26 protein-coding genes are annotated in these 20833 nt (G+C 38.1%); 6 read left to right on the top strand and 20 right to left on the bottom strand.

Going from position 1 to position 20833, the window contains the following annotated elements:
* Nucleotides 1-87: 87 nt before the first annotated feature.
* The 8 genes from rsmH to AAHB15_RS02495 all read right to left on the bottom strand — a co-directional run bounded on the left by rsmH (nt 88) and on the right by AAHB15_RS02495 (nt 7950).
* On the bottom strand, nt 88-1020 hold the full coding sequence (gene rsmH / locus AAHB15_RS02530; RefSeq protein ID WP_098996591.1) for a 16S rRNA (cytosine(1402)-N(4))-methyltransferase RsmH: 933 nt from the start codon (nt 1018-1020) through the stop codon (nt 88-90).
* 64 nt (nt 1021-1084) lie between these two features.
* Nucleotides 1085-1516 (bottom strand): division/cell wall cluster transcriptional repressor MraZ, encoded by a 432-nt coding sequence (gene mraZ, locus AAHB15_RS02525; RefSeq protein ID WP_144562570.1) that lies wholly within the window; start codon nt 1514-1516, stop codon nt 1085-1087.
* Between the two features lie 157 nt (nt 1517-1673).
* Complete coding sequence (gene bshC / locus AAHB15_RS02520) at nt 1674-3308, bottom strand: bacillithiol biosynthesis cysteine-adding enzyme BshC (protein ID WP_335571629.1); 1635 nt, start codon at nt 3306-3308, stop codon at nt 1674-1676.
* A gap of 85 nt (nt 3309-3393) precedes the next feature.
* Complete coding sequence (locus AAHB15_RS02515; protein WP_098527018.1) at nt 3394-3789, bottom strand: DUF3397 domain-containing protein; 396 nt, start codon at nt 3787-3789, stop codon at nt 3394-3396.
* Nucleotides 3789-4688: a 2-dehydropantoate 2-reductase gene (locus tag AAHB15_RS02510; RefSeq protein WP_342041694.1), complete on the bottom strand. Its 900-nt coding sequence runs from the start codon at nt 4686-4688 to the stop codon at nt 3789-3791. Before AAHB15_RS02510 ends, AAHB15_RS02515 begins: the two co-directional genes overlap by 1 nt.
* A 130-nt stretch (nt 4689-4818) precedes the next feature.
* Nucleotides 4819-6360: an acyl-CoA carboxylase subunit beta gene (locus AAHB15_RS02505; RefSeq protein ID WP_342041693.1), complete on the bottom strand. Its 1542-nt coding sequence runs from the start codon at nt 6358-6360 to the stop codon at nt 4819-4821.
* Nucleotides 6361-6386: 26 nt separating this feature from the next.
* Nucleotides 6387-6599 (bottom strand): acetyl-CoA carboxylase biotin carboxyl carrier protein subunit, encoded by a 213-nt coding sequence (locus AAHB15_RS02500; RefSeq protein ID WP_098527015.1) that lies wholly within the window; start codon nt 6597-6599, stop codon nt 6387-6389.
* Nucleotides 6600-6612: 13 nt separating this feature from the next.
* The gene (locus AAHB15_RS02495; RefSeq protein ID WP_335571625.1) at nt 6613-7950 is read right to left on the bottom strand and encodes an acetyl-CoA carboxylase biotin carboxylase subunit; all 1338 of its coding nucleotides are present in this window, start codon (nt 7948-7950) and stop codon (nt 6613-6615) included.
* A 235-nt stretch (nt 7951-8185) separates the two neighbouring features.
* Between AAHB15_RS02495 and AAHB15_RS02490 the strand changes: the two genes are divergently transcribed.
* A complete protein-coding gene (locus AAHB15_RS02490; protein ID WP_098527013.1) occupies nt 8186-8665 on the top strand; it encodes an N-acetyltransferase in 480 nt (159 codons plus the stop codon).
* Between the two features lie 45 nt (nt 8666-8710).
* Here the strand turns inward: AAHB15_RS02490 and AAHB15_RS02485 are convergent, their stop codons facing one another.
* From AAHB15_RS02485 to AAHB15_RS02470, 4 genes are all read right to left on the bottom strand, one after another.
* Nucleotides 8711-9340 carry an RsfA family transcriptional regulator gene (locus tag AAHB15_RS02485; RefSeq protein WP_335571624.1) on the bottom strand — a complete coding sequence of 210 codons (630 nt, stop codon included), beginning with the start codon at nt 9338-9340 and terminating at the stop codon, nt 8711-8713.
* Between the two features lie 75 nt (nt 9341-9415).
* Nucleotides 9416-10186: an enoyl-CoA hydratase/isomerase family protein gene (locus AAHB15_RS02480; RefSeq protein ID WP_335571623.1), complete on the bottom strand. Its 771-nt coding sequence runs from the start codon at nt 10184-10186 to the stop codon at nt 9416-9418.
* Between the two features lie 122 nt (nt 10187-10308).
* Complete coding sequence (gene rpmF / locus AAHB15_RS02475; protein WP_024029176.1) at nt 10309-10482, bottom strand: 50S ribosomal protein L32; 174 nt, start codon at nt 10480-10482, stop codon at nt 10309-10311.
* A gap of 84 nt (nt 10483-10566) precedes the next feature.
* Entirely contained in the window at nt 10567-11094 is a 528-nt protein-coding gene (locus tag AAHB15_RS02470) for a YceD family protein (protein WP_144562578.1), read from the bottom strand.
* A gap of 265 nt (nt 11095-11359) precedes the next feature.
* On the opposite strand from AAHB15_RS02470, the gene AAHB15_RS02465 reads away from it, so the two are divergent.
* The gene (locus tag AAHB15_RS02465; RefSeq protein ID WP_335571622.1) at nt 11360-12580 is read left to right on the top strand and encodes a nucleotidyltransferase; all 1221 of its coding nucleotides are present in this window, start codon (nt 11360-11362) and stop codon (nt 12578-12580) included.
* A gap of 8 nt (nt 12581-12588) precedes the next feature.
* On the opposite strand, the gene AAHB15_RS02460 is transcribed toward AAHB15_RS02465, so the two are convergent.
* Nucleotides 12589-13617, bottom strand: coding sequence for a SepM family pheromone-processing serine protease (locus tag AAHB15_RS02460; protein ID WP_342041692.1), 1029 nt, complete (start codon nt 13615-13617; stop codon nt 12589-12591).
* Nucleotides 13618-13625: 8 nt separating this feature from the next.
* Nucleotides 13626-14405 (bottom strand): patatin-like phospholipase family protein, encoded by a 780-nt coding sequence (locus AAHB15_RS02455; protein WP_098527008.1) that lies wholly within the window; start codon nt 14403-14405, stop codon nt 13626-13628.
* A gap of 208 nt (nt 14406-14613) precedes the next feature.
* On the opposite strand from AAHB15_RS02455, the gene ylbJ reads away from it, so the two are divergent.
* Nucleotides 14614-15828, top strand: a complete 1215-nt coding sequence (ylbJ, locus tag AAHB15_RS02450) for a sporulation integral membrane protein YlbJ (protein WP_342041691.1) — start codon at nt 14614-14616, stop codon at nt 15826-15828.
* A 69-nt stretch (nt 15829-15897) separates the two neighbouring features.
* Here ylbJ and coaD read toward each other — a convergent pair whose 3' ends face one another.
* Nucleotides 15898-16380 carry a pantetheine-phosphate adenylyltransferase gene (gene coaD / locus AAHB15_RS02445; protein ID WP_335571620.1) on the bottom strand — a complete coding sequence of 161 codons (483 nt, stop codon included), beginning with the start codon at nt 16378-16380 and terminating at the stop codon, nt 15898-15900.
* A 19-nt stretch (nt 16381-16399) separates the two neighbouring features.
* Nucleotides 16400-16954 (bottom strand): 16S rRNA (guanine(966)-N(2))-methyltransferase RsmD, encoded by a 555-nt coding sequence (gene rsmD / locus AAHB15_RS02440; protein ID WP_144562583.1) that lies wholly within the window; start codon nt 16952-16954, stop codon nt 16400-16402.
* A 386-nt stretch (nt 16955-17340) separates the two neighbouring features.
* Between rsmD and AAHB15_RS02435 the strand changes: the two genes are divergently transcribed.
* Nucleotides 17341-17730 (top strand): DUF7147 family protein, encoded by a 390-nt coding sequence (locus AAHB15_RS02435; protein ID WP_342041690.1) that lies wholly within the window; start codon nt 17341-17343, stop codon nt 17728-17730.
* 357 nt (nt 17731-18087) lie between these two features.
* Here the strand turns inward: AAHB15_RS02435 and AAHB15_RS02430 are convergent, their stop codons facing one another.
* The 4 genes from AAHB15_RS02430 to AAHB15_RS02415 form a co-directional block, all read right to left on the bottom strand.
* Nucleotides 18088-18363, bottom strand: coding sequence for a YlbG family protein (locus AAHB15_RS02430; protein WP_144562585.1), 276 nt, complete (start codon nt 18361-18363; stop codon nt 18088-18090).
* A 151-nt stretch (nt 18364-18514) separates the two neighbouring features.
* Complete coding sequence (locus AAHB15_RS02425; protein WP_098996594.1) at nt 18515-18946, bottom strand: YlbF family regulator; 432 nt, start codon at nt 18944-18946, stop codon at nt 18515-18517.
* Between the two features lie 197 nt (nt 18947-19143).
* Nucleotides 19144-19383, bottom strand: a complete 240-nt coding sequence (locus AAHB15_RS02420; protein WP_098527001.1) for a YlbE-like family protein — start codon at nt 19381-19383, stop codon at nt 19144-19146.
* Nucleotides 19384-19405: 22 nt separating this feature from the next.
* Nucleotides 19406-19816, bottom strand: coding sequence for a YlbD family protein (locus AAHB15_RS02415; RefSeq protein WP_335571618.1), 411 nt, complete (start codon nt 19814-19816; stop codon nt 19406-19408).
* 146 nt (nt 19817-19962) lie between these two features.
* Here AAHB15_RS02415 and AAHB15_RS02410 point away from each other — a divergent pair, with 146 nt between their 5' ends.
* Both AAHB15_RS02410 and AAHB15_RS02405 read left to right on the top strand, forming a co-directional pair.
* Nucleotides 19963-20448: a PaaI family thioesterase gene (locus tag AAHB15_RS02410; RefSeq protein ID WP_335571617.1), complete on the top strand. Its 486-nt coding sequence runs from the start codon at nt 19963-19965 to the stop codon at nt 20446-20448.
* 17 nt (nt 20449-20465) lie between these two features.
* Nucleotides 20466-20825 (top strand): hypothetical protein, encoded by a 360-nt coding sequence (locus AAHB15_RS02405; RefSeq protein ID WP_335571616.1) that lies wholly within the window; start codon nt 20466-20468, stop codon nt 20823-20825.
* The last annotated feature ends 8 nt before the right edge of the window (nt 20826-20833 follow it).

Here is a 20833-nt window from a genome sequence, read left to right as displayed (position 1 = left end):
CCCCTCCAGATTCTATAATTTAATAGTAGCTCTCTTATTCGATTAAGGTAAAGCCAAGAGCACACAAAAACGTGCACTCTAGAGCCTTTATAATTTTTCAGCAATCCGAAGCTTTGCTGACCGCGCCCGGTTGTTTTGCTCCAGTTCTGCTTCAGATGGAAGAATGGGTTTACGCGAAACTAGCTTTAAAATTGGTTTATACTCATCTGGAATGATGGGTAAACCCTTCGGTAATGAAGGGGTCTCACTTGCCTTTTTAAAGGCTGCCTTACAAATTCGATCCTCAAGGGAATGGAAGGTAATCACACTTATTCTGCCCTCAGGATTGAGTATGTCTATGGCTTGATTTAGAGACTGTTCAAATACAGCCAGTTCATCATTTACAGCGATTCTGACTGCTTGAAAGACTCGCTTGGCAGGGTGTCCACCCTTTCTTCTTGCCGGTGCTGGGATGGCTTCCTTAATTAACTCAACCAGTTCCCCGGTCGTCTCAATCGGCTTAACCGCTCTCGCGCTCTCAATTTTTCGAGCAATTTGCTTTGAAAATTTCTCCTCACCATAACGAAAAAAGATCCGGACGAGATCTTCATATGCCCAGTGATTAATGACGTCGAATGCGGATATATCAGCATCGTTATCCATTCTCATGTCTAACGGGGCATCATGATGGTAACTAAACCCACGCTCAGGTGTATCCAGCTGCGGCGATGATACTCCCAAATCATATAAAATTCCATCTACCTTATAGACCCCGAGTTTTTCAAGCTCTTCTTTTAAATATAAAAAATTACTTTTAATGATGACTAATTGCTCACCATATTCGGCTAATTTCACTTTCGCATTAGCAATGGCGGTTTCATCCTGGTCAAATGCATAGAGTTTTCCACCCGCACCAAGTCTTGAAAGAATAAGAGCGCTATGACCTGCCCCTCCTAATGTACAATCAACATAGATGCCATCTGACTTAATGTCCAATCCGTCAACAGCTTCATTTAATAACACAGTTGTATGTTCAAACATTTACGTACCTTCCTTTTCCAATCGAACGATATTAACGAGAAATATATTAATATAACTTTTCCCATTATATATCAAAGCCAATCATATTTTCTGCTATTTCAGCAAAAGATTCCTCAGATTGTGAGAAATAATCCTCCCAAATCTGCTTGCTCCAAATTTCAATTCGATTGGAAACACCTAAAATAACACATTCTTTCTCTAATTTAGCATACTGCAATAGTGGTGTTGGGATATTGATTCTTCCTTGTTTATCCAGTTCGCTTTCTGTTGCTCCGGAAAAGAAGAATCTAGTAAAAGCACGGGCATCCTTTTTAGTCAGCGGCAGACCTTTTAATTTTTCTTCTATCAGGCCCCACTCAGATACTGGGTAACCAAACAAACATTGATCCAATCCTCGCGTGATAATAAACATGTCGCCAAGCTCTTCACGGAATTTGGAGGGCACAATTAAACGGCCTTTACTATCAATGCTGTGATGGTACTCACCCATGAACATACCCGATACCCCCACTTTCTATAAAAAATGTACCACATTCCCCCACTTTCCACCACCTATTTTTTAACTATTCGCCCCACTTTCAAAAAAATCCTTTTTTAGCAGTGATTTTTTAGAAAAAAAAAGAAAAACTCCACTGCTAAAGGTGGAGTTTTATCTATAGTTTTATTACTTTATGCCTGCCATCAAATTCATAGCTGCCAGTCATAATATCATTTATAAAGTTTTGACCATATTGGTTTAAATAATAAAAGATATTCCAAATCCGCTCTTGCGGGGAACCATCTGGACGTAAGGCAAGATCAACACGTACATATTTTTTTAAAACGATATCGTGTTGTAACTTAACGGTTTCTTCAAGTTTCGATTTCATAAAACCAATTTCTTTTAATAAATAATTTTCATTTTTCTTAAGCATTGGTAAAAGCCCGCGATCTAGCTGCTCTGTTTTTACTTTAATTAAATGATACTGTTCCAGCAGAAGATTAATGGTATTAGTAAATAACTGTTCGAGTTCCTGGTCTTTTATAGCTTCTAAAAATCTTCCTTTATCCTGCTTTGTACCATTACTTAACACTTCGGCTAAATCTAAGTTCAATTCAGAAAGATCAGTTTCTACCGAACGATCTAAGAAGGTTATATTTAATCGCGGTACAATTGGCGGCATTTTTATATCAAACTGCTCAAAGACAAGTTTTAGCTCCGCCCAATAAGCTATTTCCCCCGGTCCTGCAATAAAGGCTAACGTTGGGAAAAGCCATTCTTGCATTAAGGGACGTGTTACCACATTATTGCTTAAAAGAGCCGGATTTTCATTGGCTATTGAAATTAATTCCTCTTTTGAAAAAGAAATCGCTCCACTTTTACCCACAAAGCAATCGTTTTCACGTTCAAACTCCAATAATAGTCTCTCATTTAATCGCTGATCATAATAGAAGAGATTGGCTGCATTCTCTGATGTATCGATAGCATTTGGAAAACCCTTCTTTTCTATTTGCTTTTGCTGCTCTAATAAAGAATGGGTAATCCTGTCGTGATGCTCAATCTGTAGTTTAAAAAATTCCTTTTGTAACTGACGGAATTCTTTGTTTCCAGAGTCAACGATGAGAAGCCCATAATCCTTAAACAGTTCCATAATAAGGTTAGCAAAAAAATCAACAAAGGTGGTCGACTTTGCTATTTGCTCTTCAGCTAACGCTAACAGTCCGTTGGTATATTCAGTTTCACCAAAATTCTTTATTAAATTCTGAACCCAAGAGTGACAAATACCTTTATCCAATACAATATCAGATACCATTTTCTTTTGATGTACCTTTTCAGGATATACCCATTTATCTACACTTTGCTTATTCTCGACAAAAACATGGTTGACTTCTTGGAAATCATGGTCTTCTCCTGCAATCCAAAAAACAGGGATAACCGGAACACCAAGCTGCCTTTCTTTTTGTTCTGCCAGCTTTATAATAGAAATGACCTTATGTATGGAATAAAGTGGTCCTGTAAGGATCCCCGCTTGTTGACCGCCAATTACGACAAGACTATCAGCTAGTTTAAGTTTATCAATTGATTTCTTTACAGCTTCTGAAGTGGGAAAACTCTCCATAAAGCTCTCAATATGCCGAGCAACCTCGATGCGGGGGAACGGTCTATTGTTTAACTCAGCTATTCTTTTCATATCTTCTTGAGAGTCATTATACCGATAATGAAAAAAAGGCTGTACCTCAACAGATTGTTCCAAATAATTCGACGCAAACCGATTAGTTGCCGGCAAAGAGAGATTTAAAATCTCCATTCGTGTACATCCTTTCTGTTACCGTGATTCATTCTTAGAAGAGTATACCATTATCCACCCCATATAAAGAAAACTTTTGCTCTAATTAGGATGAAAAACTAAAGGTGATGGCTCGAGACACTAAACCATAAAAGGTAAGGACAAAATAGGTGAAAAAAAATAATATAAAATTAAAACGCCAAAACCCTTTCCATACTCGTTTAACGATAATTTCCTCCTTAACCTTCCAGTGAACGAAAACAAACACCATTGCAATCACAAGCATTACTAGTATTATTAACCAAAAAAACGATTTATCCCAAAGGGTGACAATTAAAAAATGAACAGAAACAATATAAAAAATAGTTGTATAATCAAGAGCCATATGGAGCGCTTTTTTTGTAGTTTTTAAAGTTAGCTTTATTACGGTAAAGACTAGAATTGTCCCTATTATCGGGATCGCAAAGAAAACAGTTAGAACAGACGAAAAAATTGTGCTCATTATATGACCACTCCTTGACTCTCTATTCCTTTAATAAGATAATAAAGTGTTTCTAGTTGCGGAAATTTCTTTCCTTGTTTGTTGGCTTCTTCTAGTAAATACCCTAAAATGGCATCTACCTCTGTCAGCCGTTTAGCCTCAATATCTTTTAACATGGAAGAACGATTATCCCGTGTTTTTTTACAAATTTTAATCACATGCTCCCAGTATTCTTCAGGGTGCTCCAGGTTTAAAATGGCAGTAATTTCACTAAAGAGATTTTGTAAGACTTTATAATAAAATGGATTATCAATTAGTGCCCCATTATTTACTTGAAGTATCGCTGTTAATGGATTGATCATAGCGTTTGCAATTAACTTTTTTTCCATCATGGCAAAATACTCTTCTTGATAGGTGATTGGAAACACATTGGAAACGGATGAGACAAACATTTTTAGGAAACCTGGGTCACCTTTATAGACAGCAACGTTAGTGGTCCCTATACCGTTGTGCCTCACCGTGTATGGATTCTCTTTAAGTGCTCCATGCTCTACAGAACCGACAAACAAATTGTTCGTATTAATACCGTCTAACAGTTTTAAATGTCCCATCCCATTTTGTAAAAATAGTATGTTTTCTGGCATTGATGGTAACTGAGATAACCTCTCTATAATTGAAAATAGCTGGTATTGCTTTACAGCGATAATAGTTAAAGCCTCTGATCCCTGCCAGTCCGCTATTGGTAACGCTTTAACTTTCGCAATAGTCTCTTCTGTCCCGCTCTGCAATAAGACATTATGTTGATTAATTTCAGCTGATTGTTCCTGTGACCTTGTATAAACAGTTACGTCAAAAACACGGCTAAGGTAAGCAGCAAATAACAACCCAATCGATCCCGCACCAATAATACCAACCCTCATGGAAGTGTACCCCTCTTTTTTTAATAAATAAAAACGTGATTGATATGCTTGCTAATATTCTATCAGATGATGCCATTTGTTAGTAGATACAAAAAAACCTTTTCGAGCATAAGTCGAAAAGGTTCAATCATTATACTGGATAGACAGGATGCTTTCTGACACTAAAGGTAACCTCTTTAGTTTCATAGTAAGCAAACCGTTGAATTAGAACATCTCTTAGTTCGGAAGGAGCAACGATTTCATCCACTATTAACTCTGAAGCTAACTTATATATGTCAATATGCTCTTTATACTCTTTATGCTTTTCTTGTACAAAAGCAATTTTTTCTTTTGGATCGGCGATTTCATTGATTTTATTAGAGTAGACGGCATTTACGGCTGCTTCAGGACCCATAACCGCGATTTGGGCAGTCGGCAGGGCAATACAGCAGTCAGGTTCAAAGGCAGGACCTGCCATTGCATAAAGTCCTGCACCATAAGCCTTTCTAACAATAACGGAAATCTTTGGTACAGTGGCCGAGCTCATTGCCGCAATTAATTTGGCGCCATGGCGGATAATCCCCGCCCGTTCCACTTTTGTGCCAATCATAAATCCCGGGACATCTGCTAAAAATAATAAGGGAATATGGAAAGCATCGCAAAGCTGAATGAATTTTGCAGCTTTATCTGCTGAATCAACAAATAACACGCCGCCTTTAACCTTTGGCTGATTAGCGATAATGCCAACCACTCTCCCATCGATTCGAGCTAATCCGGTGATAATCTCTGGTGCGAATAGCTTCTTAATTTCATAAAAACTCCCATTGTCAACTAATCGTTCTATACATTCCACCATGTCAAACGGCACATTTTGGTTTTCCGGAATAATCGCTTCTAATTCTCGGCCTTCTTTTGCTCGGACACCAGCAGTCCGTTTAGGCACTTCTTTGAAGCTTGAAGGAAAAAAGCTGATATATTTTTTGGCTGATTCAATGGCTTCTTCCTCACTATAAGCGAGCACATCCCCACAACCCGAAATTGTACAATGCATCCGGGCCCCGCCCATTTCCTCCAGCGTTACTTTTTCCCCAATGACCTTTTCAGCCATCCTTGGAGAGCCTAAATACATTGATGCATTTTGGTCGACCATAATGACAATGTCACAAAATGCCGGGATGTAAGCCCCTCCAGCGGCAGATGGTCCAAATAAAATACATACCTGTGGAATCATACCAGATAGTTTTACTTGATTATAAAAGATTTTTCCTGCGCCGCGTCGATTTGGAAACATCTCTACTTGGTCTGTAATTCTCGCCCCAGCTGAATCAACTAAATAAAATAACGGCACTTTTAATTTTTCTGCTGTTTCTTGAATTCGGATTATTTTCTCAACCGTGCGCGCACCCCACGAACCTGCTTTAATCGTTGAGTCATTCGCCATCACACACACTGTTTGGCCATTAATTTTACCAATAGCTGTTACAACACCATCAGCAGGAAGGTCAACGGCTTTAAAGTTAGCAAATTTTCCGTCCTCTTCATACTTACCATCATCAAATAATAACGATAATCGTTCACGCACAAATAGTTTATTTTGCTCCTTAGCCTTTTCATGATACTTAGGCTGGCCGCCGGCTTCGATTATTCTACGATTGTCGTTTAATTGGTCAACTAACGTATTTATGGTTGCCATCGTAATCCCCCGTTTTCTAAAAAATGCTATTCTAGGACCAGCAATACATCTCCTTCATTTACAAAATCCCCAATGCTCACCTTTACTTCCCGGACAACTCCCTCTGTTCCGCTCTCGATAGGGATTTCCATTTTCATTGATTCTAACATGACTACTTCCTGACCTGGATTTACTTGGGCCCCAGCTGAAACAAAAACATTTAGGATAGTACCTGCCATGGATGCTGTAATTTCTTTCATATGAATTCTCCCCTTATTTCACATCATTTTTATTTAAAAAATTGGTAGAATAGTCTCCCGTTTGGAATGAGTCAGTTTCTAAAATATTTAAAAATAGTGGCACATTTGTTTTTATGCCCTCGATGTTTACATCTTTAAAGAAGCGTTTGGCTGATGTTATCACTGTTTGTCGTGATGAACCGTAAAAAATGCATTTGGCAATTAACGGGTCATAAAAAGGAGTCACAGTCCCGCCTTCAACATAGCCGTAATCAATCCTGGCCCCTTCTTCTATATTCCATTTAAGAGTGGTAATTTTTCCTGGTGAAGGTAAAAAGCGGACAGGATCTTCTGCATACAGTCGAAACTCAATAGCATTACCTTTCGAACCAATTTCAGACTGATGTAAAGGCAGCTTTTCTCCGCGGGCAACAAGTATTTGCCACTTCACCAAATCAAGCCCCGTAATCATTTCGGTTACCGGGTGCTCTACCTGCAGACGTGTGTTCATTTCAAGGAAATAAAAGTTCTCTTGTCGATCAACAATAAATTCAATCGTTCCCGCGTTAGTATACTGGACAGCATGTGCCGCTTTAATCGCTGTTTCAAACATTTTTTGCCGTACGTTATCAGATAAAAATGGTGATGGTGATTCTTCAACAACCTTTTGGTGTCTTCTTTGTATGGAACAATCCCTTTCAAACAAGTGGACAATATTGCCGAAGTGATCTCCAAAAACTTGAACTTCAATATGTCTGCTATCTGGAATATATTTTTCGATAAATACTTCATCAGAACCAAAATAAGTCAACGCCCTCTTCTTTGTGGATTCATATGACTTAACGAGCGCTTGCTCATTCTCGCAAAGAATCATGCCGATTCCACCACCGCCCCCACTTGCCTTTAACATAATTGGGTAACCAATGGTCTTCGCTAACTTACATGCCTCTTCAATCGTCTTTAATCCATTGCTGCTTCCCGGTACTACTGGGACGCCAGCCTTCTCCATTGTTTGGCGTGCAGCAATTTTATCCCCCATCAATTCAATTGTTTTAGGCTCGGGTCCGATAAAAATGATTCCGGCATTTCTGGTCTGTTCAGCAAAAGCAGCATTTTCCGATAAAAATCCGTATCCAGGGTGAATCGCATCCACCTTTTCGTTCTTTGCGATCTCCAAGATCTTGTCAATTCGCAAATAAGATTTGCTGACATGCGGTTCCCCTACACATATGGCCTTAGTTGCGGCTTTTACAAAAGGCATTTCCTTATCGGCCTCGGAATAAATAGCAATGGTTTCAATCCCCATCATTTGACAGGTATTAATAATTCTAAGGGCAATTTCTCCTCGATTGGCAATTAAAATTTTTTGCACTTTTCTTCCCCTTTCATACCCCTTTTAGAGCCTTCTTTAAGTTTTTCTACATCATTAAAGAAATTTCCTGCAAATTTTGTAACCGCTTTCGAAACTTATGTGAAGAATTTTTTGGCTATTTGTTATATAATGATAGTAATTGATTTTGAATAATGCAAATATTATTTCTCTTCATGTTATTCAAGAGCATATAAATATATACAAGAACAAGAAATCTACATTTAGGAGGCAAACCATGGTGTACAAAGTGGAAAAACTAAAAATAAATTTTAAAACACTGGAAGAGTTTAAAAAATTTAAAGAATACGGACTTCAGGAATTATCAATGCTTGAAGATTTAGAAGCCAATATGATAGATAATAATAGTGAATCACCTTTTTACGGAGTCTATTTCGGGGACAAATTAGTAGCAAGAATGAGCTTATACCAGATTGATGCTAAATTTGACCGTTATTTCTTTCCACCACAAAATTATCTAGAGTTGTGGAAGCTTGAAGTTTTACCTGACTATCAAGGAAAAGGATTTGGTAAAGCACTAGTTGATTTTGCTAAAAGCTTCGGTGTGCCTATTAAGACAAATCCAAGAGTACAATCTAGCGGTTTTTTTGAAAAATTAGGGTTTGCCAATGTAGAGTATGAAATGGAACGTGACCGCGGTGAAAATCCTCTTGTTTGGTATCCAGAAGGCGTAGAAGCGCAGAATCATCAAAAATAAATAACGTAATAAAATATTAAAAAGCGGACGTAAAGTCCGCTTTTTCTATTTTTCCACTCTTTCAAGGTTGCCGTTTTTGTCCATCTGGAACTTTACTTTTTGCTGGCGATCCTCATCCTGCAGGACAACCATTTTCCGCGCTCTTTCCATGATCTCAATTAAAGAACGGTAATCCTCCTCAATGGCTTTGAGATTTTTTGACAATCTTTCATTTTCGGCAGCTAAATAATAAGTCTTTTTTTCTAACTCTTTAATTTTTTCAGTCGATTTTTTCCTCTCCTCTTCAAAACCAGAAGAGGCTTCTGCCTGCTTTCGAAGTCCCTCTAAAAAGTGGATGACCGCCGGAAAAGTAACCTTGGTTTCTTGCTCTTGGTTAGGAGACGCCTGTATATTTTCTACAGAAACCGGTTCATTTTGTTTGATTTCCTCAATAGAGGCATCTTGTTTCTTTAATTCTTTACGTTGTTTCTTGGCCAGTTCTATACCTGATTTATATTGCTTTCTTACATATGAATTCCAACGGAACCCACATGCTGCAGAAGTGCGTGTTAATTGTCTGCCAACTTCCTCAAATGCCTGCAGTTGTGTTCCGCCTTCGCGGATATGCCTTAAAACCACTTCAGCAAGTAACAAATCCTCATCTTGGGACCATGCATCTTGTCGAGTTGGTGACATTTGTTCATCCCTCCTAGTGTTTTTATAATACATATGCATCTACTAGAAAAGATAGACTTAATCAGAAGTTGTCTTTTAATCTTTATTCACTGTTTTTTTACTCATAAACTTCTTTACATATTGAATATGGGTATCACTTTCCCAGAGTATGGCACAATGTCTTACTTCTTCCTCTATTCTTTCTCGAAGTTTAGCTTCTTCCCATTTACGAATCCATACTCTTTTATAGGATTGTAAAACACTTAAATCATTACCTAGCATTTTTCCAATAAATCCTTCACCTGCTTGAAGCGGGGAGCCATCATAAAGGGAGTCAATAAATCCAGCTTCTTTCAATTGTTCCGCTGTTTGCAGCTCTGCTTCCATCAAAAGCTTCATGGCGCTAGGGGCAGACATTTTTTCCGCTAAGATAGAACCCCCTCCCCAGCCTGTTGTGATGGCTTGTTTCCCTTGAACGAACCCCGCTTTAATCCCTTTCCGTGCCAAACGAAAATCACAGGCTGCCGCAATTTCGCAACCACCGCCAATGGCGATTCCGTTTAAAAGAGCTATAGTAGGTATCGGTAAAGTGAGAAGCTCATATAGGATATGGGCCATTTTAGAGAGCATAACATGCGCTTCCTCTTTTGTGTGGAGTGCATGAAAAACAGATAAATCTCCCCCCGAACAAAAGGCATGATCCCCCGTTCCCGTTATCATAAGTGCCTTTATATCTGGTTCTGCCGTTCTTTTTATCGCTTCGGCCAGTCCTTCCATCACTTCGTAATTAATTGCATTCCTTTTTTCACTTCTTGTAATCGTAAATATCATATAACCCTTCTTTGATTTTTCAATGGAGTATGACAAAACCAACAGCCCCCTTTGCATTTGGTTTATGCTTTTAAATAATGGATGTATGTATAGATATGATGATAAACGACAAAAGCACAAGGGCATATAGCTCCTTGTGCTTTTTATCCTAACGGAAATTAGTCGTTAACAACGTCTTTCCCTTTGTATGTTCCGCAAGCTTTACATACGCGGTGTGCAAGTTTCATTTCACCACAGTTTGGGCAACTTACCATACCAGGTACGTTTAATTTAAAATGTGTACGACGTTTTCTTTTTGCAGTTTTAGAAGTTCTTCTAAAAGGTACAGCCATTCTTCCCACCTCCTTAAAGAGTATTAAGAAAGTAATGAAGGCCAGGAATGCTGGTTCTTCACTTTGCTTCTTAGATTTTGCCGATTATGATTCGGAAGAAGATTTGTTTTCGTCAAAAAACTTTGCAAGTCCTGCTAGTCGCGGATCAATCTTTTTTGATTGTTCTTCTTCAGAAATAACTTCCCAGTCCTTACCGGATTGCGGAGCTGCTTCATCAGACTCGACATCATCACAAAACACTTGCATTGGAACCTCAAGTAAAAGAATTTCCCGTATGACTGGCATAAGGTCAATTACGTCACCTTTTACTTGATATGTCTCCTCTTCAGTTTCATAGACTGATCCTTGTAAGAGGAAAGTTTCAGTTGTGTCGACATTAATTGGAAGTCTTACATCCACTAAAGTACGAGAACAAGGAAGAATTAAATGACCTTCAATTTTTATATGAAATGTCACTTTTGTTGAATCGATATCTCCCCGACCTGTAATATGCATCGGAGAAACTTCACGGATGGTAGGATCAGTTTGTTTGATCTCGTCCACACGAATCATCTCATCAATGGTAAAATCCTTGTTTCGATATTTTTGTAATTGATTTAATGTCCATTTCAATTGAATCACCCCAAGGCAACAAAGGTAATTATAGCCTTCGATAATATTTTTGTCAATGTTTTTTCTTTACACCTAGTAAGGTGATTTTACTTAAAAAATTAATTGACGGCAAAAAGATTTCCACTACTAGTGTATCCAGATGTGTCCTTTACAAACATCTACAACATCTTATCATAATATTTGATTGGTTTCCTTAAAATTTTGCTATAATGTTAAAAAAATAAAAGCTCTGAACTAGAAGTCGAATTATTTTAAGGAGAATAATATGAACGCTGTTGGTTTAATTGTGGAGTATAATCCTTTTCATAATGGACATGCCTTCCATTTAAGTGCCTCAAAAGAAGCGGCAAACGCCGAAGTTGTGATTGCGGTTATGAGCGGTAATTTTTTGCAAAGAGGTGAACCCGCGCTTGTTTCAAAATGGTACCGAACAAAGATGGCATTACTTAACGGAGTGGATATTGTCTTAGAGCTCCCTTACATGTTTGCCGTACAAAAAGCTGAAATCTTTGCCAATGGTGCTGTTTCTATTTTAGATGCAGCTGGATGTGATGCCGTTTGTTTTGGGAGTGAGAGCGGGGATCTTTCCTCTTTCTTGCAGACCATTGATTTTATTGATGAACAAAAACAGCAATTGGAAGAAAATATCCATCGGTTTATTGATACAGGAATAAGTTATCCAAAAGCAGTATCGCTGGCCTATCATCAATTGTCAGATTTCAACTCTTATTTAGATTTAGCAAAACCAAATAATATCTTGGGAATTGAATACATAAGAGCAATAAAAAAGCAAAAGAGCTCCCTTAAACCTATGACAGTAGCCCGGAAAAACGCTGATTATCACGATGAGCACTTTGCCTCAGAAACCATCGCAAGTGCAACAAGCATTCGAAAAGCAATTCTTTCGAAGGAGGGCGGACAAAATTCTATTGGTCAGTATGTCCCTTCACCAACGGAACAATTGTTATCAGAATATCTAATTGAGTACCAGGTCTTTCATCAATGGGAAAATTACTGGAATTACCTTCAATTCCGTTTGCTTCAGTCCACTCCGGAAGAATTAAGGGAGATTTACGAGGTTGAAGAAGGGCTTGAAAACAGAATATTAGCTGCTGCCCTAATAGCAGGCAGCTTTCATGATTTTATGGAGAAGATCAAAACCAAACGGTATACATGGACGAGACTTCAACGATTATGTGTACATATCTTAACCAATACTAAAAAAGGACAAATGGCAGGCCCTTCTGATAAAGCCTCTTATTTAAGACTTCTTGGGATGACACCTAAAGGGAAAGAATATTTAAACAAGCGAAAAAAAGACTTCTCTTTGCCCCTGGTTTCTAAACTTTCCTCTTATAAGGGGAAAGAGATTCAGCTTGACTTAAAAGCTGCCCGGATTTATTCCTTAGGTGTCGCCCCTCATTTAACAAAAGAATTAATGAATAAAGAATTTAAGCAGCCGCCGATATTGATCGAAAAAGGATGATGGTCTCATCATCCTTTTTCTTTAGCCGGTAATTTTTCAAGATATTTTACTGCTTCATCGAATGTATCAACAGGTACAATTTTCATTTTTGTTTTTATATCCCGAGCAGTTTTTAAAGCATCTCGGTAATTGGAAGTCTTTGAACCATTTTCGTTAGGAGCTAAAAATATTTCAGCACCTGCCTTATCAGCAGCCACGATTTTTTGTTCGATTCCACCAATTGGTCCTACTAATCCTTTTTCATCAATGGTCCCTGTTCCGGCAATTTGGTATCCATTTGTTAAATCCTTACTTGTTAACTGATTATATATTTCTAAAGAAAACATTAGACCTGCAGAGGGGCCGCCAATTTCGTCTGTCTTCACTTTTACTTTAGGTTTCACGATAATCAATTTGTCATCCACAAGTGAAATCCCGATTCCAATTTTAGTCGGGTCCTCTTTAAAACGCTTGAGACTAACTGTTACTGTGTTGTTTTTTTTATTTCTTAAATACGTTAGAGAGATCTTATCTCCCGCTTGTTTTTTACTTACATATTCAATAAACTTTTCCGAGGATGGGAAGCTGTGTCCATCCACTTTAAAGATGCGGTCTCCAGCCTGGAGTTTTCCTTCAGCAGGCATTCCTGGAACAACTTGGACGACATAGATTCCTTTATATTTATAGTTAACTGGAAGTCCCGCTTTTCGATAGGCAACATTGATAGCATTTAATTTCGAACCCGCCATCATCTGAAGCTGCCTAGCATTGTACTCATCTTCTGTTTCTTTGTCGGACAAAATCATATCCAATGGATAAATCTCTTCATATTTCCGTATTTTTGCTTCAAGGTATGAATAAATATTAGCCCTTCCCATTCTAACCGTTGTAAGCATAAAGCTTCCTTCTTCTTTATATCCGTTATCAACCGTAATGATTGGCTCCAACTCTTTGGCCATACCTGGTTTTGAAACATAATATGGAAGCGCATAATACATCCCGCCAATTAGGATACAGACCAACAAAAAAAATGTTCCTACATATATTTTTCTACGCATTGCTCGTGTTACCCCTTCCACTTTTCGATGACGCTTTCTATCTGTTTGATATGTTTGTTTGTTTCTTCCTTGCCAATCGTAATGATTTCTTCTGTATTCGTGAAAGCACGTGAGCTATACATTTCAACAGGGGGGCGAATCATGATATCTGCAGATGTCTCTCTGTAGTTGATGATTTCTGTCTGCATAATGTCAATACTTTGCATAATGACATCGTATATCGTCGTTATTTCAGCGTTTCGTTTTACCCTCGACACATCAACTGCTATAACAATATCTGCCCCCATGTCTTTTGCCACCGAAATTGGAACACGATCGGCCACACCGCCATCCACTAGTATTCTCCCATTATATTTCTCCGGAACAAAAATACCTGGGATGGAGATGCTAGCCCTAACTGCCTCTGCAACAGGCCCTTTTTGAAAGACAACTTTTTCGCCTGTCAATAAATCAGTAGCCACTATCCCGATTGGGAGTGAAAGTTCCTCAATGTTTTTTCCATGGGTAAAAACCTTAATAAATTCTTTAATTTTTTTACCAGAGATAAAACCCATTTTAGGAACTGTAAAGTCTAAGAAATACTTTCTTTTAAAAGCCGTCGACAATTTATACAACCGATCTAAATCAAGTCCTGCACCATAAAAACTCGCCACAAGTGCCCCCATGCTGCTTCCCGCAATTAAATGGATCGGAATTCCGGCTTCTTTCAATGCCATTATTACACCTAAATGAGCAAACCCGCGTGCACCACCTGAACCAAGTGCCAATCCAATTTTTGGGTGCTCCATAACAATTGACCTCCCATTAATAATGCTTTCAAGTGTAAATGCTTAAACAAAACTCGTTCAATCTTATGGTCTAAATTGCTTTTCTATGAGTATATTTGATGTATATGGGGACAAGGGTCAACAAATTTTCATAAGATTAATCTATATTTTAGCATTGATATAATTGATTTGCACGATTAGAGTAATCGTTTGGAAGGAGGTATCTTTATTGGTTCTGTCAAAATTAAAAACGGTTTTTCTATCCGTTTCCGTTTCGATTTTAGCTGCATCACTTATCTCCTTTCCAAGGGAGTCATTTGAAGCATCCATTCGAGGACTTAATATGTGGTGGGAAATTGTCTTTCCTTCCCTTTTGCCATTTTTTATTATTTCTGAAATGCTGATTGGTTTTGGAGTTGTTAAGTTTATTGGAGTCTTATTAGAACCCCTCATGAGACCACTATTTAAAGTTCCTGGAGTAGGGGGGTTTGTGTGGGCAATGGGGATGGCTTCAGGGCAGCCAGCTGGGGCAAAATTCTCCTCCCGGTTACGTCAAGAAGGACATTTATCGCAAATAGAGGCGGAAAGGCTTGTATCCTTTACTAATTCTTCAAATCCATTATTTATATTTAGTGCTGTAGCAGTTGGCTTCTTTAATAACCCTAAGATTGGATTACTTTTAGCTGCGGCACACTACTTAGGAAATATATGCGTAGGCATTATCATGCGTTTTTATGGAAAGGAGACACCTGAAGAATCTCTCGATGACCGAAAAAAGTTCAAAATTAGAAATGCGTTATCTGTTCTCCATCAAACAAGAATAAAAGATAACCGGCCAATTGGAAAACTTTTAGGCGATGCTGTAAATTCATCGATTCAAACTTTATTAATGATTGGCGGCTTTATTATTTTGTTCTCTGTGATTAACAAATTATTATATCAACTACATATTACAGCCATACTGGCAAAAACGATTGAATGGCTGCTTTCCTCCCTGTCTTTACCGGATATATTAAGCATTCCATTTATTTCGGGATTATTTGAAATAACAATGGGAAGCCAATTAATAAGTCAGGTACAAGATGCTACACTCTTGCAAAAAGCAATTGTTGCTAGTTTTATCTTAGCTTTTAGTGGTTTTAGTATACAAGCACAAGTTGCTAGTATTCTTGCCCAAACAGATATTAGATTCAAGCCCTTTTTTATTGCAAGAATTCTCCAAGGGATTTTCGCAGCCTTTTTTGCCTTACTATTATGGAAACCACTCTATGTCCGCTTTAATCGTAATGAACAACCCTCTAATGCCTTACCGGTTGGTTTTTTTGGAGATGGAACATGGGCAAATCATTTTTATCATAAAATGGTCGAGGTTGGGCCGTTAATTACGATTCTTTCACTCTTTGTTTATATCCTAATTTTATTTTCACGGTTAAAAAAGAGCTAGGCTAGCCCAGCTCTTTTTAGTTGCATATAAAGACTATCACTAGCAAAAAGCAATTTTTGAGTTTTTAGCTTATCGCCCAAATTTTTTGTTTAGTTCTCTCTCTACGACTGGAGGAACTAATGAAGAAATATCTCCATTATACTTTGCTACTTCTTTTACAATACTTGAACTTAAAAAAGAGTATTGGCTGTTGGTCATAATAAAAAAGGTTTCGATATCTTCATTTAATACTCGGTTCATCGAGGTAATTTGCATTTCATACTCAAAGTCTGAAACGGCACGCAATCCCCTAATAATGGCATTGGCATTAACGGATTTAGCGTAGTCAACTAGCAAGCCTGAATGAACATCAACCCTTACATTTGGAAGGTCCTTTGTTACAGTTTTAATCAGATTCATCCGCTCTTCAATGGAGAATAACGGACTTTTAGCGGAGTTATTCAACACACTGACATAGACAACATCAAATACCTTCGCACCTCTCTTTATGATATCTAAATGACCATATGTAATCGGGTCAAAGCTTCCTGGACAAACCGCAATTCTAGCCAACTCGACTCCTCCTCACTCATTACTGCCCGTTTGTATAAATCGTCACAGCAATAATCCCATACTTTTCATGTTTAATCTGGTTAAACCGCCCTACCGTTTGAGGTAATTCCACATCAAAGCTATGTTCACAGACAATGATTCCCTCTGTTTTTACTAAATCCTGATGGTCCATTTTTTCCATCAGACTAACAAGCTGCTGCTTTTTATAAGGCGGATCTAAAAATATGTAATCAAAAGAAATGCCTCTTTTTATAAGGGCCTTTAACGCTCGATCTGCATCATTACGATAAACTTCTGATTTATCTTCAAATTTGCAGGCCTTTATATTTTCTTGGATAACATGAATAGCCTTTGACTCTCGGTCTATAAAAATAACCTTTTCTAAACCTCGGCTAAGTCCTTCAATACCTAATCCGCCACTGCCTGCAAATAGATCAAGACCAATCCCGCCATCAAAATAAGGCCCAATCATATTAAACAAGGCTTCCTTAACTTTATCAGTGGTCGGACGTGTTGTATTTCCGGGGACAGCTTTAAGCGGTCTTCCCTTGCATATACCTGAAACCACTCTCATGGACATATCACCACATTTTTGAAAATCATTTTTCTTTATACATCCTATCATAATTTGTAAAAAAGACAATCAGTTATGAATATCTTTTCACCTGATCATCTATTTTGTTCATCAAATAGGAAAATTTATTAAAAAGACGTATAAGCTTTTCTGTTGTGGGGATAATGTAATTAACAACATCAATTCGAGGATGTTGTTGCCAACCGCGGAGAAGACTTACGTTTCCCCATAAGTTCTTCCTCCGGTTTCTCCTCTCCCTTTGCCTTCTATCCTTAGCTTTAGGATATAGAAGGACCCTGCGGGTTATTCTGCAGGGTTTTTTTTATTTATTTAGCCGTAATTAAGTGATAAAGTAGGGAGGAACGAAGCTTAAAGGAGAATGTCAATTGATACAGCGCTTTATTGAACTAGGAGAAGGATATTCAGATATTTATGAGCTGCTTGAACTAGCAAAATCAAATCAACACCGTCTGCAGCATATGATGGCATTACACACAAAGATTGCCGGGAAGGAAATGACCTCCTTAGTTGTCATATTAAAACCAACTGAAACAGGAAAATTCCAAGCGCTATATATTTGTCGGGAAGGGATTCCGAATCCAAACATATTACCAAATAAAAGGTTTGATCTCTTTGCCCAAACAGCGGAATCACTTGGAAAACAAATCATCGAACTCTCAGTAAAACCATCGATCAGCTTTAATGAGAAAGAACTATTTTACCAGCACCTAATCGGAATCTTAAGATTAAACCACTATATCCTGCCATTACAATAAGAAAAGCGGAAGGCGCTTAGACTTCGGCGACAAGCACAAAACGAGCCGGCCGAAAGGTTGTTCTTTAACCTTTTGGAGGGATTGATCTAAATGTGGAGGCGACTGTACTGGGACTCTAGACTAAGACGCACCCTGCAAGAAGGCGCTTTTTGCCTTCTTCAGGGGGTGGCTTAGGCTTCGAGTCCCAAGGAGCCGCAACACTGGATATGCTTGTGACCTCGAGCCGATGGCGCCTGAAGCTGGACAATTCTCGAAGTCAAAATTTATACTTTCTTATCTTTTAAGAAAACCGTAGGCGCCTTGATCATGGGCTGGAGCTAGACAATAAGAAAAGGTGAGGGAAACTCCCCTCACCTTTTATATTCCCATTTTATAATCATATTCTTTGGCTTTATCCGGGGCAGAGTTCTCGTATTCCATTCTCAAGAATGGTTTATACGAAGGTTCTACTTTCTTCACAAATGAGAAGGAATTTAATTTCTCCATAATCCCTTCTACTTCATCCTGATTACAATACAACACAACATATTTTAATTTTTTCGACACATAATGAACATTTCCAAAACGCCTTAGCATTTTTGCCTGTTTTAAAGAGTACAGCCAAACAACTAATCCTTGTCTTTGAACAAACATTGTATATTCCCCTTCAGCAAAACCATCATTTTAAATAAGTCTAGCACATCAAAACGTTCTATTTCAATTCAAACTTTAGCTCTAATATGTTCTCCTGTGGCGACTTAAGGGAAAATAAAAAATCAGCTTATTTAAAAGCTGATTTTTTATTTTAACTGCACCCGCAGCTTCCACCGGTGCCACAGCTATGACCTGTTTCAAAGAAGGGGTTACCAGAAGGAACCTTGATATGTTCTGATACTGCTCCACCAATGAATTTACTAATCTCATCCAATAGAGTTTGCAAATCATTTTCCGCCAGCTTGAAATCTGCAACAAGCGGGTCCATATCCATTTCCCGTTTTGCTTCCCGAATTTGCATCATCACTCTTTTATAATCTGGATGGTACTTGCCGAACCGCTGAACTTCCTCATAAAGTTCCTTCAGGCTGGCAAATCGATTTATTTTCCGCTGAGTTTCTTTATTCGTTTGCATTTTATATAAACAAATTTGATATTGTTCTGCAATATCAGACTTTAAGACCATTTTAGCTAAGTCTTCAGCATTTTCTAATAGCTCAATTCTTTCTAAAGTAGCAAGCACTTTTCGCCCACCTCCAAGGTTATTTTAACATATATACTAGAAGAAAGCGAAAAATCCTGCTGCCTAGGGATATTTACCATCATTTGTTTTGATCATTCGTACGGCCTGAAGCGAAAACCAACATCCAAGTTTAAGACTCCTAAGAAAAAATGAGAGCGCATGAAAAAAGGCCACAAATGAACACTGTGGTCTTTTCCTTAATTTTGCGTTTTCATAGCCTGAAACATATGATACATCATTGAGGCCATTTGAACGCTATTTGAAAATTTCTCTACTTGATGAGGTATCGTCTTCTTATAATGGTGTAACGAAGCAATTTCAAGTGCTTGTAAATCATAGGGGTTTCTTGTAAGCTTTCGATACCATTGAGGCTGTTCTCGAATAAATTGCTTTAAATCCTTTTGACGTTCTAAATAATCTAGTACATCTCTTCGCATCGTTTATTAGTCCCTTTCATTTTTAGTCTTTTCGAAAAACAAATGGATGCTTTGGCCCTTCTTGCGGCTTTAATGGTCCAGAAACAGAGTTAACATTTCCACCTTGGAATTGAGATATAACGCCTTGGATAGCCCCTAATGCTTGACTTAAGTTATTGATATGGCTTTGCATTTGATTTGGGTCCATTTTTTTTACCATTCCCATGAAACTGGATACCCAATCACTTTTAGACTCTTGCTCGGTTTTAGATTCTGATTCCTTTTCAGCACCTATCGATTCCCAGCGTTTATCCTCTTCTCCTAACAAATACCAATCTTCATATAATTCCTGCCAGGTCGCTTTTCCACTCCGAACTTCCTTAATAATTTTCGGATTGTTCTTTACAAATTCTTTAAATTGGAGCACGGAAGGATGCAATTTCTTTTGCGTCATTTTATTCTCACCTCTGCCCATATTAATCGCCAATAATACATTATGTATGAGATGACGAAATGTGAAATGAAAACTGTTAATTAATTTATTAATCTCCTTCATAGTGGTAAGATGGCAAGAGATAAAGAAATGAAAGAGGTAAAAGGATGAAGGAAGAATTACGCCATTTATTAGAATTCTGTCTTGAAAATGGGTCTGAGGAAGACCTGAGTGTAATGAAGCAGCTTCTCGAAGGTGTCCAAAATAAGGTGAAACGAAATCGACGAACTTATATTGATGGTATCTTGCATATGGAAACCAGCTTTAGCGAAGATACCTGTGAGATTACGATCCCCATTAGTCCTGTTATTCATAACAACCTTAACATTGTTCATGGAGGAATTACAGCAACGGTCCTTGATACAACTATGGGTGTATTAGCCAATCGCTTGGTGCCAGAAGGATATGGTGCTGTAACAAATCAATTAAATATTCATTATATTGCTCCGGGGATTGGTGAAGCACTTCGCTGCAAAGCCGAAGTTATTCATAAAGGCACCAAAACAATGGTCATATCAGGTGAGGCTTTCCGCAGCGATGGAAAAAAAATAGCCTATGCCACTGGTACTTTTTTTATGATTAAGAAAGTGTAGGGAGGCGTTTAACCGAAATGGTTACTGCCATTTTGATCCCGATTATATGTCTGTACTTTTTTTGGCTGACAAGGAAAGAAAGGATAGAAAACGATAGAAATTGGCTTGAAACTGGTAAGGTACGTCAAGAAGCTGTCGTAACAGGTGAAATAAAAGGGATCACCGAAGAAAAACAACGATTCTATTACCACCGTTATATTGTTGTTCAAAGCATTAAGCTTCAGACCTCCACCAGGGTTATTACTGCTATAAAAACGATTCCCCTTATCCCCGACGTAGAAAAAGACACTTTTATAGTTGGTGTAACGGTTCGCTTATATGGCAGCTGGGAAGGTAACCGTTTTTTATTTAATACATGGATAATTGGAAAAAGGTGACACTATGT

It is taken from the genome of Bacillus sp. OTU2372, assembly GCF_038440275.1.
In the GTDB taxonomy this organism is placed as follows: domain Bacteria; phylum Bacillota; class Bacilli; order Bacillales; family Cytobacillaceae; genus Neobacillus; species Neobacillus bataviensis_B.
The sequence above is the reverse complement of the archived record's forward strand: the minus strand, read 5'-3'. Positions and strand labels throughout refer to the sequence as shown.

Bases quoted from the DNA above. Each gene is read 5' to 3' on its own strand.
- AAHB15_RS02455 (WP_098527008.1), bottom strand. From the start codon at position 14,405: ATGGAGCACCCAAAAATTGGATTGGCACTTGGTTCAGGTGGTGCACGC.
- AAHB15_RS02485 (WP_335571624.1), bottom strand. From the start codon at position 9,340: ATGTCACCAACTCGACAAGATGCATGGTCCCAAGATGAGGATTTGTTA.
- rpmF (WP_024029176.1), bottom strand. From the start codon at position 10,482: ATGGCTGTACCTTTTAGAAGAACTTCTAAAACTGCAAAAAGAAAACGT.
- AAHB15_RS02410 (WP_335571617.1), top strand. From the start codon at position 19,963: ATGAAGGAAGAATTACGCCATTTATTAGAATTCTGTCTTGAAAATGGG.
- AAHB15_RS02490 (WP_098527013.1), top strand. From the start codon at position 8,186: ATGGTGTACAAAGTGGAAAAACTAAAAATAAATTTTAAAACACTGGAA.
- bshC (WP_335571629.1), bottom strand. From the start codon at position 3,308: ATGGAGATTTTAAATCTCTCTTTGCCGGCAACTAATCGGTTTGCGTCG.
- AAHB15_RS02430 (WP_144562585.1), bottom strand. From the start codon at position 18,363: ATGTTTGTTCAAAGACAAGGATTAGTTGTTTGGCTGTACTCTTTAAAA.
- AAHB15_RS02460 (WP_342041692.1), bottom strand. From the start codon at position 13,617: ATGCGTAGAAAAATATATGTAGGAACATTTTTTTTGTTGGTCTGTATC.
- AAHB15_RS02515 (WP_098527018.1), bottom strand. From the start codon at position 3,789: ATGAGCACAATTTTTTCGTCTGTTCTAACTGTTTTCTTTGCGATCCCG.
- AAHB15_RS02420 (WP_098527001.1), bottom strand. From the start codon at position 19,383: ATGCGAAGAGATGTACTAGATTATTTAGAACGTCAAAAGGATTTAAAG.
- rsmD (WP_144562583.1), bottom strand. From the start codon at position 16,954: ATGAGAGTGGTTTCAGGTATATGCAAGGGAAGACCGCTTAAAGCTGTC.
- AAHB15_RS02500 (WP_098527015.1), bottom strand. From the start codon at position 6,599: ATGAAAGAAATTACAGCATCCATGGCAGGTACTATCCTAAATGTTTTT.
- mraZ (WP_144562570.1), bottom strand. From the start codon at position 1,516: ATGTTCATGGGTGAGTACCATCACAGCATTGATAGTAAAGGCCGTTTA.
- rsmH (WP_098996591.1), bottom strand. From the start codon at position 1,020: ATGTTTGAACATACAACTGTGTTATTAAATGAAGCTGTTGACGGATTG.
- AAHB15_RS02405 (WP_335571616.1), top strand. From the start codon at position 20,466: ATGGTTACTGCCATTTTGATCCCGATTATATGTCTGTACTTTTTTTGG.
- AAHB15_RS02510 (WP_342041694.1), bottom strand. From the start codon at position 4,688: ATGAGGGTTGGTATTATTGGTGCGGGATCGATTGGGTTGTTATTTGCT.
- AAHB15_RS02465 (WP_335571622.1), top strand. From the start codon at position 11,360: ATGAACGCTGTTGGTTTAATTGTGGAGTATAATCCTTTTCATAATGGA.
- AAHB15_RS02505 (WP_342041693.1), bottom strand. From the start codon at position 6,360: ATGGCAACCATAAATACGTTAGTTGACCAATTAAACGACAATCGTAGA.
- AAHB15_RS02415 (WP_335571618.1), bottom strand. From the start codon at position 19,816: ATGACGCAAAAGAAATTGCATCCTTCCGTGCTCCAATTTAAAGAATTT.